Here is a 13,330-nt window from a genome sequence, read left to right on the forward strand (position 1 = left end):
GCGCGAGAACTCAGCGAACGACGACCGCGAGGACGTCGCGAGCCGACAGGACGAGGAACTCGTCGCCGCCGAACTTGACCTCGGTCCCGCCGTACTTGCTGTAGATCACGCGGTCGCCGACGGCGACGTCGAGCGGGATGCGGTTGCCGTTGTCGTCGATACGACCCGGGCCCACCGCCACGACCTCGCCCTCCTGGGGCTTCTCCTTGGCGGTGTCGGGGATGACCAGACCGCTGGACGTGGTCTGCTCAGCCTCGACCTGCTTGATGACGATGCGGTCCTCGAGCGGCTTGATGGAAACCGACACGGTCTACCTCTTCTTTCTTGAGACTAAGACTCGTTAGCACTCTGACGTTGAGAGTGCTTACGTCAGTCTAGGCAACCGGCTGGCACTCATGCAACGTGAGTGCCAATGAGTCGTCACACGGATGCTGCGCCCCGCCGTTGCGCCGAACCGGACACCGATTCGCACGCGGATGTATCAGAACCGCGCCGGGCGTCTCCGTGAATGTGTCTTCGTTTTGCGGGCATCCCCTCGCGCTCGACTGTCTGCGGTGGTAGACCAGTCGCGGGGGGAGACTCGTCCTGAACTCTTTGGGGGAGTTTCAGCGATGGTTTCGCATGAGTACGCACTCGCGGTCGATGTCGGCACGAGTAGAACGGCCGCCGCGACGGCCCGAACCGGATCCAGCGGCCAAGCGACGGTCACACCTGTGCCGTTGGGTCGAAGAGGCGACAACGTCGCCTCCGTCGCCTTCGTCACGGACGACGGGGACCTCCTGTTCGCCGACGCCGGCGAGCGCCGCGGCCTGAGTCAGCCCGAGCGCCTGATCCGCGAGTTCAAACGCGGCGTGGGCGACGAGGTCCCGATCGCGGTGGGGGGACGCTCGCTCAGATCCGAGGACCTCTTCGCGCGCGCCTTCGCCGCGGTCGTGCAGACCGTGACCGAGCGCGAGGGCGCTCCCCCGGCGGCGATCGCGCTGACGCATCCGACGGCGTGGGGACCGCACCGGCTCGCCCTGGTCACGCAATCGCTCGGCGGTCTCGGCATCCGCGATGTCGAGCTCATCCCGGAGCCGGAGGCCGCGGCCCGTCACTACGGCGCGACGCACCCGCTCGCTGTCGGCCAGGCGCTGGCGGTCTACGACCTGGGCGGCGGGACGTTCGACGCCGTCGTGCTCCAGCAGGGTGCCGGGTCGTCGTTCGCGGTGCGCGGCGATGCCGCAGGCATCGACGACCTCGGCGGCGCCGACTTCGACGACGCCGTGCTGCGCCACGCGCTCACGGTCTCGGGCCTCGCGGCGAGCGCGCTGTCACTCGACGACGCGGACACCCGCCTCGCCCTGCAGCAGCTGCGACGCGACTGCGTCGAGGCGAAGGAGGCGCTCTCCTTCGACTCGGATGCCGTGATCCCGGTGTTCGTCGGAGGCGCACGTTCGAGCATCCGGGTGACGCGCGCCGAGTTCGAGGCGATGATCGCGCCGGCGCTGGAGCGCACGGTGGACGCGCTCGAGCGGACGATCGACTCGGCGGACCTCGCGCCCGGCCAGCTGGCGGCGCTCGTGCTCATCGGCGGCTCGTCGCGCATCCCGCTGGTCGCCCAGCGACTGTCGGAGAGGTTCGACCGCCCCGTGGCGATCGACGCCGACCCGAAGGCGTCGATCTCGCTCGGCGCCGCGCGCACGGCGCTCGCACGCCTCGAGGAGCGCGCGCTCGCCGTCGTTCCGGAGACGCCGGCGACGTTCGACGACCTCGTGTCGCAGGCCGCACGCGGGCTCGATCTTCTTCCGCCGCGCGCAGTCGGCGCCGCAGCGCGACCCGAGCACGCGGCGAAGCGGGGACTGTCGCTGCTGATCAGCGCCGCCGCGGTGGCGGTGGCGGGCGGGCTCGTCTTCGCCGGCACGATGGCCGCCGGGTCGCTCGCCGACGCGGAGGACCCGCGCCCGGCGCCCAGCAGCACCGCGGACGAGGAGGAGCCGTCGTCGGCCCCGCCCGCCGCGCTGCCGAAGGCGGCACCGGTGTCGGCAGCGGCGCCCCTCACCGAGCACGCCGCCGCGCCGGTCGAGGAGAAGACCACCACGCCCGCGCCGAAGACGGCGAACCCTCGCAAGGCGACCGCGACCAAGGCGATGGCGGAGTCGGACGCACGTACCCCCGCCACCAGCCCGAGCCAGGCCGCGAAGGCCGCGTCGCCGTCGTCGGGCTCCGGTTCGGGATCGGGCTCAGGGTCCGGTTCCGGTTCGGGGTCGGGATCGGCGTCGAACTCCGCGTCGACCAGCCCCTCGACGAGCACCACTCCCGGCGGGTCGACGGCGGATGATCCGCCCACCGGCCCGACGCCGAGCGATCCTCCGTCCGATCCGACGCCGACGGATCCGCCCGCCGATCCCACTCCGTCCGACCCGCCCGCGGACCCGACGCCCAGCGACCCGCCCGCGGATCCGACGCCGACCGACCCGCCGGCGGACCCCACCCCGACCGATCCGCCCGCGGACCCGCCCGCGGATCCGGCCCCGAGCGACCCTCCCCCCGATCCAGCCCCGAGCGAGCCCGCCCCGACCCCCGAACCGACGGACGTGCCGATCCCGCAGTGAGCGGGAGAGACACACGACACGCAAGGGTCCGACATGCTTCTCGCGACAGATCGCCCGGCCACCACGGCCGCTCGCAGCGGTGCACCCGGCCTCCCCCGGCGCCTCCGGCCCGTCGTGGACGCGCTGGCCGCCCGGACGGGGCGCGCACCGCGTGCACTGGTGGTGGGCACGGCAGGCTCCGGCAAGACCGCGTTGCTGCAGCGCCTGCAGGACGCCCTCGCCGCCGGCGAGCGCGACGTCGCGGCGATGCCGGACACCGCGGGTGAGATCGTCCGTCTTCCCGCGGCACACGTGCTCCTCGTCGACGACCTGCACCTGCTGCGACCGGAACTGCTCGCCGCGGTGCGCCGTCGGGCCGACGACCCCGACGCGGGTCTCATCGTCGCGAGCAGGCCCTGGCCGACGACGGATGCCACCGTCACCATTGCGCGCCTGCTCGAGCACACGCAGCCCGCGATCGTCCTGGGGCACGTCTCGCGCTCGGACGTGCTCGATGATCTGGAGACACGTCGGCGGTCGATCCCGACGGCGTGCGTGGACCGCATCCTCGAGGTCACCGACGGGGTGTCGTGGCTCGTCGCCGAGGCCATCGCCGCCCACGACGAGCGCGACTGCGTCGACGACGCCTCCCATCGCGCGTTGTCGCGCGTGCTCGACGACCGCGTCGCGCACCGGCTCGAGACCGTCGATGCCGACATCCGCACCTTCGTCGAGCGCCGCTGCCTCGTCGCGGCCCACGGCCCTGCGCCGGCGGACGACGAGGGGGACGACGAACTCGCTCTCCGCGCCTACGCGGAGGGGCTGCTGCTCCGCGGCGGACGCCCGGCGCCGGCGGTGCGCTCGGCCGTGCGGTCCGCGGCGTCGGCGCAGACCATCGCCCTTCTGACGGCGGAGCTCGGCGACGGCCTCACGCTCGCCGTCGCGAGCGACGACCCGGACTACGCCGCGATGCTGTCGCGACTGCACACACCCGGGCTCGGTGCCGCGCTGGCCGACCAGGGCGACCGGCTGCTCGACAGCCACCCCGAGCGCGCACGGGAGCTGTACCAGGCGGCGTGGGATGCCGGTCTTCAGACGACGGCGGTCCTCGAACGCCGCGCACAGGCGGCCTGGGTCGTCGGCGATCTCGACGAGGCCGCAGTCCTCACCGAAGCCGCGCGCGCCCGGGTCGACGACGAGGCCGGCACCGGCGACTCGGGTGCCCTCGAGCATGCCGAGCCCCTCACCGACCTCGCCGCGGCCGTCTGGGCCGCACGGGGAATGATGGCCCAGAGCGCTGCGACGTACCGCGCGATGCCACCGCGAACCGCGACCGCATCGGCCCGCGCGACCATCGCGGCGCTGGGCGTCGGCGACGGGGCCACGCTCGCCGCTGCGAAGACGGAGCCCGACGGGCTCGCCGCCATGCCGTCGACCCTCGGCACCGCGATGAGCCTCGTCGACCGGGGCCTCCGCGCGACGCTCGCCTCCGACGCGACGGACACGGTGCTCGTCGACCTCATCCGGGCGTCCGAGATGTACACCTCCGCACGCGCCTCGGCGCCGATCGCCGAGCCGCCCGCGGTGATCGCCGCGATCGTCGCCCTCAACCTCGGCGACACCGTCACGGCGCAGTCCGTCGTCGACGATGCGATCGCGGGCGGGCACGGCGGGCAGTGGGCGCGCCCGCGGCTGCTGCTGTGGCGCGCGTGGATCGCCGTGCAGCGCGTACGCCCGCACGACGCACGCCTCGCGCTGGCTCAGGCCGAGGCCCAGCCGGGCGCGCGCTCGCCCCGCGACCGGCTCCTCGCGCGGGCGGTCGAAGTGGCGCTCGCGCGCCGATACGGCGACGCCGCCGATCTCGCCGCCGCCTGGCGCACCGCCCACACCGCGCTCCTGCGCGTCGACGTGGACGCCTTCCTCTTCCTGCCCCTGACCGAGCTCGTGTGCGCGGCCGCGAAGACCGGCGACGCCGATCGCGCCGCGCAGGCGCTGGAGCGGGCTCTGGAGGTCGCGGACGGGCTCGGGGGTTCGCCGCTGTGGACGGCCGCCGTGCGATGGGCGGGCGTGCAGCGCAGCATCCTTCTCGGTCGTCCGGATGAGCTGATCCCGCACGCGCACGCCCTCGTCGCCGCCGGCCACCACAGCGCCGTGGCCGCCGCGATGGCGAAGGCGGGCCGCATCTGGACGTCGGTGCTCGCGGGCACCGTCGACCCCGACGCCGTGGAAGCGGCCGCCCAGCAGCTCGCCTCGTACGGAATGGCATGGGATGCTGCGCGCCTGGCCGGTCACGGAGCCGCACGCTCGACCGATCGGCGCGTGAGCGCGCGGCTGCTGGCCCGGGCGCGGGAGCTGCATCCGATCGAGCTGGAGCGGACCACGGCGCCCGCGTCCGGCGAGCCCGCCGCGCGCGCAGACAGCGACGCGTCGCCGGCCGCCGAGGTGCTCAGCGAGCGCGAGCGCGAGGTCGCGCGGCTCGTGCTGCAGGGCAAGACCTACGCCGAGATCGGCGAGGCCATCTTCATCTCGCCGCGCACCGCCGAGCACCACATCGCGCACATCCGCCGCCGCCTGGGCGCGACGTCGCGCTCGGACGTGATCGCGAAGCTGCGCCTGCTCATGAGCGAACCCGCCACGACGGCGGACGCTCCGGGCACCGAGACCGACGCGGACCCCCATCGGGCCGCGTGACGCCATAGGGGTTAGCCCCGATGCCGACCCCACGACATCTGAATACCGTGAGCAACACGTTCAGTATTGCGGACACCTGTACCGCAACCACCCGACGCTGGAGGGGACCATGACTACGCCGATCGAGACGGTCGCGGATGCGCTGATCGCGTTCATCCTGAGCCTGCTGCGCGATCCCAACGCGGTCGAGGAGTTCAACGACGACCCCGACGGCGCGATGGCCGCACGGGGGATCCAGGGCGCGTGCGCCGCCGACGTACGCAGTGTCGCGCCCGTCATCGTCGACCACCCCTCGGTGGCGCCGCGGCCTGCGAGCCACCAGACAGTCGTCAGAGAGTCCGTCCCCGACCCCACGCCCCGCAGCACCGATCCTGAGGTGGTCCGCGAGATCTCGCGCATCATCAACCAGTTCACGACGATCGACGCACGCTCGACCATCGTCGACCAGTCCACGAACCAGAACATCTGGACGCAGGGCGGCGACCTCACCCAGATCTTCGACCAGAGCGCGGTCGTCGCCGCGGGCGACGGATCCGTGGCAGCGGGCGACGACGTCCTGGTCGACGAGTCCGAGACGACGATCGGCGTCGGCGACGTCGCGGTCGGCAACACCACCGGCAGCCACAACACCACGACGACCGGCGACGCCGACGACGAGGCCGACGCGCCCGTCGACGCCGATGTCGCGGACCCGGACGCGGCGGACACGGATGCCGCAGCATCCGTCCTCGCGGATCCCGTGCTCGACGACGGCCTGTCGCAGGTGACCGACGCGGTGGACACGGCAGCGGATGCCGCTGCCGCCGCGGCGACGGAAGCGCCGGCGCCCGCCGAGCCCGCACCCGCGGAGGACGCGGCACCGCTCATGGCGGACATGACGGACACGTCGGGCGTCGACGCCGCGGAGCCGCTGACGCCGCCTGAGCCCGAGGCATATCCCGACGAGCCGCTCGAGGATCAATGAGCAATCCGGCCGTGACCGACCCGACGACTCCTCCGCCCGGTGCGCCCGCGGCGTCGTCCCCACCGGCCTCCGGCCCGGCGCGACCCGCGCCGGAGCGCCCACCTGTCGCGCGACCGAGCACGGCGCCCGTGATCGTGAAGCTGACGCCGCCGTTCTCGGTGAGGCTGAGCCAGTTCTGCTGGATCCTGAGCTTCGCGGTCGGCGCGTTCGCGATCGTCTACATGTTCGTGATCCGCGAGACGCAGCTGCCCCTGATGGCCGACGTGGTGCGCGGCGTCACGGAGGGGCGGAGCGACGAGACCTACGAGTCGGCGGCCGACATCATCTTCTGGTCGGTCTTCGGCACGCTGGTGGCGGTGCTGCTGACGCAGGTCACGCTGCTCGTGTCGTTCATGAGCCGCAAGCCGCACGTGCGGTGGTGGCAGCTGGGCACCCTGCTGCTGCAGGTGATCGTGGTGCTGCTGGCGTCAGAGGTCGTCGCGATCGGCGAGCGCGGCGAGCCGCTCTTTCCCGTGCTCGCCGGACAATGCGGACTCGTCGCGCTCGCTCTGCTCATCAGCGCGCTCCCCCGAGCGATCGCCTGGTCCGCCCGGCGTCACGACGTCCGCCGCGGGGCGGACGCCCCCACCCTCGGGGACTTCTGACACGATCGCCTCGAGGCTGCGGATCACGACGCGGCACACCGCGACCGCGGCGCGGTCGGTGAGCGGGGAGTCGCTCAGCCGCCGCCAGTGGTCGAGCTGGGCGAGGGCGCGCTGCCGCACGGCCTCCGCTCCCGCGTCCTCCGGGAGCCCCAACCGGGTGGTCGCGGGCGTGCCGTCCCCGCCGATGATCGCGACGGCCTGCGCCGCGTCTGGCGCCGCGAGCGGGAGCCCTTCGGCGCGGGCCGTCGCGAGCAGCGAGAGCTCGCGCAGGGCGTGGGCGCCGGCCGACAGCCTCTCGATGCCGGCGCGGATGACGACGGCACCGGCGACCGGGCGCTCGTCGATGAGCCGCTCGAGCCCGAGGAGCACACCGCGGACCTTGAGCGTCGCCTCGCGGGTGCGGAACTGATCGCGGACGAACTGCTGCAGCGGGATGAGGCCGCTCTGCTCGACCAGCTCGCGCGACAGGTCGGACGACGAACGCGCCCCTCCCCGGATGAGCGCGGTCGCCAGCCGCACGCCGAAGATGCCGAACCTCTCCAGCAGGGCGGTGCGCTCGTCGGCGCCGAGGGTCGTGAGGGCGGTGTCGCGGACGAACCGGTCGGCCGACACCAGGAGCCGCTCCCGGTCGGCCCGCTCGAGAGCGGCGAGCTTGCGGAACGCGGCGTATTCCCGTTCGCGCAGTGTGCGCGCTCCCTCGGCGAGAAGCCCGGCGACGGGGATCACCCCCAGGAGCAGCGATGCGAGCGAACTGTCCCGCGCGTAGCGCCGCGCCACCTTCCCCGCTGAGAGGAGGGAGTCGATGCGGCCCGACCCGATCTCGTCGGCGCGCGACAGCACGCCGACGGCGCAGATCGTCTGTGCGGCGCCCGCGGCGGTGTCGCGGAACGCCTCCAGGAACTTCACGTCCGACGGGTGCAGATGGCGGAGGAGGTAGACGACCGCGTCCGCGCCGGAGGCGGACTCCTCGGGCGCGAGGAAGGTCGCCGCGCGCGCGGAGGTCGAGGCCGACAGCGAGGCGATGCCGGGTGTGTCGATGAGGATCACCGATTTCAAGGCATCCAACGGCCATCCGACGTCGATCCACGAGACGTCCTCCGCGGCGGTGTCGCCGAGGTCCAGGACGAGGCGTCCGTCATCGCGACGCACGGGCATCCGACGGGTCTCTCCGGTCCGCAGGTGCAGCGTGATCGTCGGCGTCATCGAGTAGCGGTACCAGGTGACGACCTTCGTGCACTCGCCGGCGTCGGTGGGGGCGATCTGCTCGCCCAGCATCGCGTTGAGGAGCGTCGACTTGCCCGCCTTGACCATGCCGGCGAGCGCGAGCCGCAGGGGCTCGGCGAGACGCCGGTCGAGCTCGTCGAGCACGCTCAGCGCGGTCGCATCGTCGGCGTACGCGTCGCGTGCCTCGGCCAGGAGCGCCCGTGCATCCTCCCGCATCGACGTGCTCACCGGTCGGCCGCCGCGGGCTGCGGCTCGTGCGGCGTGGCCGCGGGCGTCACGGCCGGTCGCGGGGGCGCGGGAGCCACCGCCCGCGTCTCACCCTTCGGCAGCGGAGGGATCGCCTTGCCGAAGGTCTCGAGACGCCCCAGCTGTGCGCGCAGCTGGGCGACGCGCTCGTCGCGCTGCGAGGTGTAGGTGACCGCGGACTGCTTCGCCGCGTTGAGGGCGTCGGTCAGCGACCGGTGCAGCTCGTCCGCGATGGCGCCGAAGTGGTCGCGTCCCGCGCGCTGGACGAGCCGCAGGCGGTCCTTGAGCTGCTTGCCGACCTGGAAGCTGACTTCGTCGATGTACCGGCGCACGAGGGTCTTCGCCTCGTGCTGCCGGCGCGACAGCCGCGCCGACATGTCTTCGCGGTAGGCGCGGCGCCCGACGAGCACGCCCGCCAGCAGGGAGAAGGGGTTGATGAGCGACAGCCCGACGAGGCCCGTGGCCAGGCCCACCATGAGCACCCCGCCGTACGAGCCGCGCACGCCGATGTAGATGCGCTCGGCGGCGTTCATGCGTCCGGGGTCGAGGCCGGCGAGCTCTTCGACCGGATCCATCACGCCCCGCGTGTCGCCCACGTCGATGTGCGGCAGCGAGAGCTCACCCTCGGCGAAGAGCTGCGCGACCTCCTCCGACAGCCACTTCGAGCGTTCGTCGGTCCAGACGAAGGTCTCCGACACCGCCGCGACCACGCGCTGGCTCAGCCACTCCGAGAACTGGTCCCAGATGGGCCCGGGGTCGCCGTCCTCGATCGCGTTCTCGGCCTCGCGCTGAACCTTGCGCAGCCGATCGCGCAGGTCGTGCTCCATGTCGGCGATGAGGTCGGCGATACCGTCGGTCAGAGTCACCTGCCATCGAGACGAGCGGCTGCGGAACTCGTCGGCGCGCGCCTTCGCCTCCTCGAGCCGGGCGATCATCTGCGGCGTGCCCTCGGGATTGAGGATCGTGCTCAGCTCGGTGCGCAGCGACATGGCGAGCTGCTCGACGACCGAGGTCAGATCGTGCACGGCGCTGCGCTCGTGGATGAGCTCCGCCTGCGCGAGCACGTCGCGCCTGAGGTGCGCGACGAGCGCCGGGAAGCCCGACTCGTCGTTGAGCGTGCCGTCCTGAAGCTCCGCGGCGAGCAGGCGCAGGTCGCTGGAGACCGAGTAGAGCGGCACATCGCCGATTCCCTCGAGGTGCCCCTTGTCGATCGACTCGATCTCACGCCACGACGGGTAGAGGTCGGTCTTGGCGAGCACCGCGGCGACGTTCGGCGAGATGCGCATCGCGTGCTTGAGCAGCTGCATCTCGGGCTCGGTGTACTCCTGCGACGCATCCGAGACGAGCAGCACCGCGTGCGCCGTCGACAGCGCCGACAGCGTGCTGAGGGCGTTGAACGACTCGAGGCCGCCGACACCGGGCGAATCGACGAGCTTGAGCCCTCCCTTGAGGATCTCGCGCGGCAGCAGCACCTCCGCCGACACGATCCGGCGTTCGTTGCCCGGGTTGCCGCGTTCGGAGACGTACTCGGCCACGGACGAGAGGGGGATGGTGCGCCGTTCGACCGCGTCCGCAGCATCCGTCTCCCTGATGAGCACGGATGCCGACGGCTCCGCCGCGTAGCCGACGGAGGTCGACACGCTCGTCGCGATGTCGTCGTCGACGGGGCAGGCGGGGGCGTTGACCAGGGCGTTGATGAGCTTGCTCTTGCCTTGCTTGAACTCGCCGACGATGATGACACGCACATCCGGGTCGAGCAGGCGCGCCCGGGTCTGCTCGAGACGGCGGAACAGGTCGGCCCGCCCGGTCTCGGACGCGATCTTCTCGACGCCGGAGGCGACCTCGATGAGGTCGGAGGTGCGGTGGGCGGCGGGCGCGAGAGCGCCGGGGCGGTCTGCGGGGTCAGCAGTCGCGGCCATCGTGGCCTCCTCAGGGTCGCGTGTGTCAGCGCCCCTCCCCACCCCCATGCTGGCAGAGGGAGCGGAGGGATGCACCGGGTGCGGTTGCGGCCGATCCGGTGCGCTCAGAAGGGAAGGTCGTCGCCGCCGTCGGCCGGCGTGTCCGGCCCCCAGAGAAGGTCGGCATCCCATTCCGAGGCGTCGACGTCGGCGATCTCGGCAGAGAACGGGTCGGTCGAGTCCGCGAACGCGGAATCCGCGAACGGATCCGGCGCGGCGTCCGCGGCGCTCGACCAGTCGTCGGGCTCTGTGGGCTCGGAGTCGTCGGGCGTCGGGTCACCGGGGATCCGCCAGTCCGACATGACCTGCACCTCCCTCGCGCCGCTCCGACTCTAGCCCGAGCCCGATTCCCGGGGCATCCCCCGGCGTGCGACGTGCCCGGCCGCCGGTGTGGGGGCGGCCGGGCGTGTCGCTCGGGTGTGACTCAGAGATCGAGATCGAAGTCGTTCGCGTCAGCGCCGGGGCTGAGCAGGTTCACGTCTTCGACGTCGACGTCCACCGAGTGGTCGTCTTCCCAAGAGTTGTCGACCGAGTTGTCGTTGAAGGCGTCGCTGACGTCGACCGTCCAGTTGTCGGAGTAGTCGTAGTCGTCGTTGTACGAGTCGGTCGTGTTGCCGATGTTGACGTCGCCGACGTTCACCTCGAACGAGGAGTTGTCGATGTTGACGTCCCCGCCGGCCGCGGCCGACCCGTCGCCCGAGGCGACGACGTTGTCGTTGCTGAACACCTGCGTGACGTTGCCACCGGTCGCCCAGCCGCCGGCTGCGCCGGTGTCGCCGGCCGCGCCGCCCGATCCCGCACCACCCGTGCCCGCGCCGCCGGCAGCGCCGGTGCCGGCGCCTCCTGCGGCGCCCGAGCCCGAGCCGCCGGTGCCGTTCGCGGCGGCGTCGGCGTTCGCGCCGAGGCCGACCGTGGCCGTCGCGGTTCCGCCGGAGCCCGAACCGCCCGTGCCCGCACCGCCGGCCGCGCCCGAGCCCGAGCCGCCTGAGCCCCCAGTGCCCAGGCCGCCCGTGCCGGACCCGCCGTCGGCGCCGATCGCCCACGCCGCTCCGCCCGAACCCGACGCCGTCGTGATGTTCTGGTTGACGGAGTTGTCGACGTTCGTCGAGCGGTTGTCGATCGACAGGTTGAACGCGCCGCCGCCGTCGTCGAGGGCCGCGAAGCCCGCGCCGCCACCGCCGCCGCCGTCACCGGTCGAGCCGATGATGTTGAGGTCCTCGAAGCCGACGTTGTACTGACGCACGCCGGCGTTGACCGAGAAGTCGTTGGCCGAGTCGTGGACCGACTTGTCGTTGAAGGCGTCCTCGATGTCGACGTCGATGTGGGTCGAGTTGTCCGAGTTGTCGGAATTGTCGGAGTTGTCCGAGTTGTCGGAGTTGTCCGAGTTGTCGGAGTTGTCGGAGTTGTCCGAGTTGTCGGAATTGTCGGAGTTGTCCGAGTTGTCGGAGTTGTCCGAGTTGTCGGAATTGTCGGAGTTGTCGGAATTGTCCGAGTTGTCCGAGTTGTCGCTGTTGTCCGAGTTGTCGTTGAACGAGTCGGAGATGCCGACCCCGATGTCGGTCGAGTTGTCGTTGTTCGAGAGGAGATCGTTGTTCGACAGGATGTCGTCCGTGACGGTCTGGATCCCCAGCAGGTTGTTGTTGTCGTCGGCCATGATCTTCCTTCTCTCAGAGTGCCGAAAAACCGCTTCCAGATGAGTGTCCCGAGGCGGGCGAACCCGCACATCGGGGGTGTTCCCGGGGCTTGCCCCCGATGAGAGGGGGATTCGGATGGGGATTCCGGGGGGAGCTGCGGGGTCCGCGGTGCCCGCGCGGGCGCCCGCGCCGTAGGCTCGGCGGGTGGAACTCTCCGAACTCGAAGCGCTCCTGACACCCGAGGGCCTGCGCCTGCTCGACGCGATGCCGCCGGTGGACTCCTCCGACGACGTCGCGCGCACCGTGACGCGGCTGCGCCGCGACGGCCACTCCCCCGACCTCGTCTCGGCGGTCGTCGGCCAGGCACGCCTCCGCACGCGCGCGCGGGCGAAGTTCGGCGATCTGGCGGAACGGATGCTGTTCACCCGCGCCGGACTCGAGCAGGCGACGCGCCTCGGCATCGCGGCCCGCCACGCGGCGCGGTTCCGCGACGCGGGCTTCACACGGGTCGCCGACCTCGGCTGCGGCATCGGCGGGGACGCCCTCGGCCTCGCCGGGCTCGGCCTGCGCGTGACGGCGGTCGACGCCGACGAGGTGACCGCCGGCATCGCCGCCTACAACCTCGCGCCGTTCGGCGCGGACGCGGAGGTGCGTCTCGGCACCGCGGAGGACACAGACCTCGACGGCATCGAGGCCGCGTGGCTCGACCCGGCACGCCGCACCGCCGGGCACTCCGAGACCGCGCGCACGCGCCCGGAGGACTGGTCGCCCTCGCTCGACTGGGTCTTCGACCTCGCGCGTCGCATGCCCGTCGGCGTGAAGCTCGGCCCCGGCCTCGACCGCGACCTCATCCCCGACCACGTCGAGGCGCAGTGGGTGAGCGCGGACGGCTCCACGGTCGAGCTCGTGCTGTGGTCGGGCGCGCTCGCGCGCCCCGGCGTGCGCCGCGCCGCGCTCGTCATCCGCGGCGACCAGGCTCACGAGATGACGGCGGAGACGGATGCTGCGGACGAACCCGCCCGCGAACTCGGCGCCTTCCTGCACGAGCCCGACGGCGCCGTCATCCGCGCGCGCCTGATCGGCGACGTCGCACGCACCCTCGAGGCGGGGATGCTCGACGAGCACATCGCCTACCTCACCTCCGACGCCGCCCTCACGTCGCCGTTCGTCTCGACGTTCCGCGTGCGGGAGGTGCTGCCCGCGGACGAGAAGGCGCTCGGCAAGGCGCTGCGCGAGCGCGACATCGGCCGCCTCGAGATCAAGAAGCGGGGCGTGGACGTCGACCCCGCCACCCTCCGCACCCGCCTGAAGCTCCGCGGCTCGGCGGCCGCGACCCTCCTCCTCACGCGGATCGGCGCCCGCCGGACCGCGATCCTCGCCGACCGCGTCTGACGCG

General features: G+C 72.4%; 9 protein-coding genes. 4 read left to right on the plus strand and 5 right to left on the minus strand.

What is annotated here, in order from left to right; translation table 11 throughout:
* Window positions 1-10: 10 nt before the first annotated feature.
* Entirely contained in the window at window positions 11-307 is a 297-nt protein-coding gene (gene groES, locus ACFC1K_RS10380) for a co-chaperone GroES (RefSeq protein ID WP_045275440.1), read from the minus strand.
* Between the two features lie 406 nt (window positions 308-713).
* Here groES and ACFC1K_RS10385 point away from each other — a divergent pair, with 406 nt between their 5' ends.
* The 3 genes from ACFC1K_RS10385 (at window position 714) to ACFC1K_RS10395 (ending at window position 6,228) form a co-directional block, all read left to right on the plus strand.
* Window positions 714-2,594 carry an Hsp70 family protein gene (locus tag ACFC1K_RS10385; protein ID WP_375871550.1) on the plus strand — a complete coding sequence of 627 codons (1,881 nt, stop codon included), beginning with the start codon at window positions 714-716 and terminating at the stop codon, window positions 2,592-2,594.
* A gap of 33 nt (window positions 2,595-2,627) precedes the next feature.
* Window positions 2,628-5,264 carry a LuxR C-terminal-related transcriptional regulator gene (locus tag ACFC1K_RS10390; RefSeq protein WP_375871551.1) on the plus strand — a complete coding sequence of 879 codons (2,637 nt, stop codon included), beginning with the start codon at window positions 2,628-2,630 and terminating at the stop codon, window positions 5,262-5,264.
* A 109-nt stretch (window positions 5,265-5,373) separates the two neighbouring features.
* A complete protein-coding gene (locus ACFC1K_RS10395; protein ID WP_375871552.1) occupies window positions 5,374-6,228 on the plus strand; it encodes an IniB N-terminal domain-containing protein in 855 nt (284 codons plus the stop codon).
* Between the two features lie 467 nt (window positions 6,229-6,695).
* On the opposite strand, the gene ACFC1K_RS10400 is transcribed toward ACFC1K_RS10395, so the two are convergent.
* The 4 genes from ACFC1K_RS10400 to ACFC1K_RS10415 all read right to left on the minus strand — a co-directional run bounded on the left by ACFC1K_RS10400 (window position 6,696) and on the right by ACFC1K_RS10415 (window position 11,954).
* Window positions 6,696-8,324, minus strand: a complete 1,629-nt coding sequence (locus ACFC1K_RS10400; RefSeq protein ID WP_375871553.1) for a dynamin family protein — start codon at window positions 8,322-8,324, stop codon at window positions 6,696-6,698.
* On the minus strand, window positions 8,321-10,261 hold the full coding sequence (locus ACFC1K_RS10405; RefSeq protein WP_375871554.1) for a dynamin family protein: 1,941 nt from the start codon (window positions 10,259-10,261) through the stop codon (window positions 8,321-8,323). The genes ACFC1K_RS10400 and ACFC1K_RS10405 overlap by 4 nt, the downstream gene beginning before the upstream one ends.
* Window positions 10,262-10,365: 104 nt before the next feature.
* Window positions 10,366-10,602, minus strand: a complete 237-nt coding sequence (locus ACFC1K_RS10410; protein ID WP_375871555.1) for a hypothetical protein — start codon at window positions 10,600-10,602, stop codon at window positions 10,366-10,368.
* A gap of 122 nt (window positions 10,603-10,724) precedes the next feature.
* Window positions 10,725-11,954, minus strand: coding sequence for a hypothetical protein (locus ACFC1K_RS10415; RefSeq protein ID WP_375871556.1), 1,230 nt, complete (start codon window positions 11,952-11,954; stop codon window positions 10,725-10,727).
* A gap of 184 nt (window positions 11,955-12,138) precedes the next feature.
* On the opposite strand from ACFC1K_RS10415, the gene ACFC1K_RS10420 reads away from it, so the two are divergent.
* Window positions 12,139-13,326 carry an SAM-dependent methyltransferase gene (locus ACFC1K_RS10420; RefSeq protein ID WP_375871557.1) on the plus strand — a complete coding sequence of 396 codons (1,188 nt, stop codon included), beginning with the start codon at window positions 12,139-12,141 and terminating at the stop codon, window positions 13,324-13,326.
* The last annotated feature ends 4 nt before the right edge of the window (window positions 13,327-13,330 follow it).

It is taken from the genome of Microbacterium sp. NPDC056057 (assembly GCF_042266945.1).
Lineage (GTDB): Bacteria > Actinomycetota > Actinomycetes > Actinomycetales > Microbacteriaceae > Microbacterium > Microbacterium trichothecenolyticum_C.

What these genes read in the sequence shown, in the direction of transcription:
- ACFC1K_RS10390 (WP_375871551.1), top strand. Translation starts at nt 2,628, where the DNA reads ATGCTTCTCGCGACAGATCGCCCGGCCACCACGGCCGCTCGCAGCGGT.
- ACFC1K_RS10415 (WP_375871556.1), bottom strand. Translation starts at nt 11,954, where the DNA reads ATGGCCGACGACAACAACAACCTGCTGGGGATCCAGACCGTCACGGAC.
- ACFC1K_RS10410 (WP_375871555.1), bottom strand. Translation starts at nt 10,602, where the DNA reads ATGTCGGACTGGCGGATCCCCGGTGACCCGACGCCCGACGACTCCGAG.
- ACFC1K_RS10395 (WP_375871552.1), top strand. Translation starts at nt 5,374, where the DNA reads ATGACTACGCCGATCGAGACGGTCGCGGATGCGCTGATCGCGTTCATC.
- ACFC1K_RS10405 (WP_375871554.1), bottom strand. Translation starts at nt 10,261, where the DNA reads ATGGCCGCGACTGCTGACCCCGCAGACCGCCCCGGCGCTCTCGCGCCC.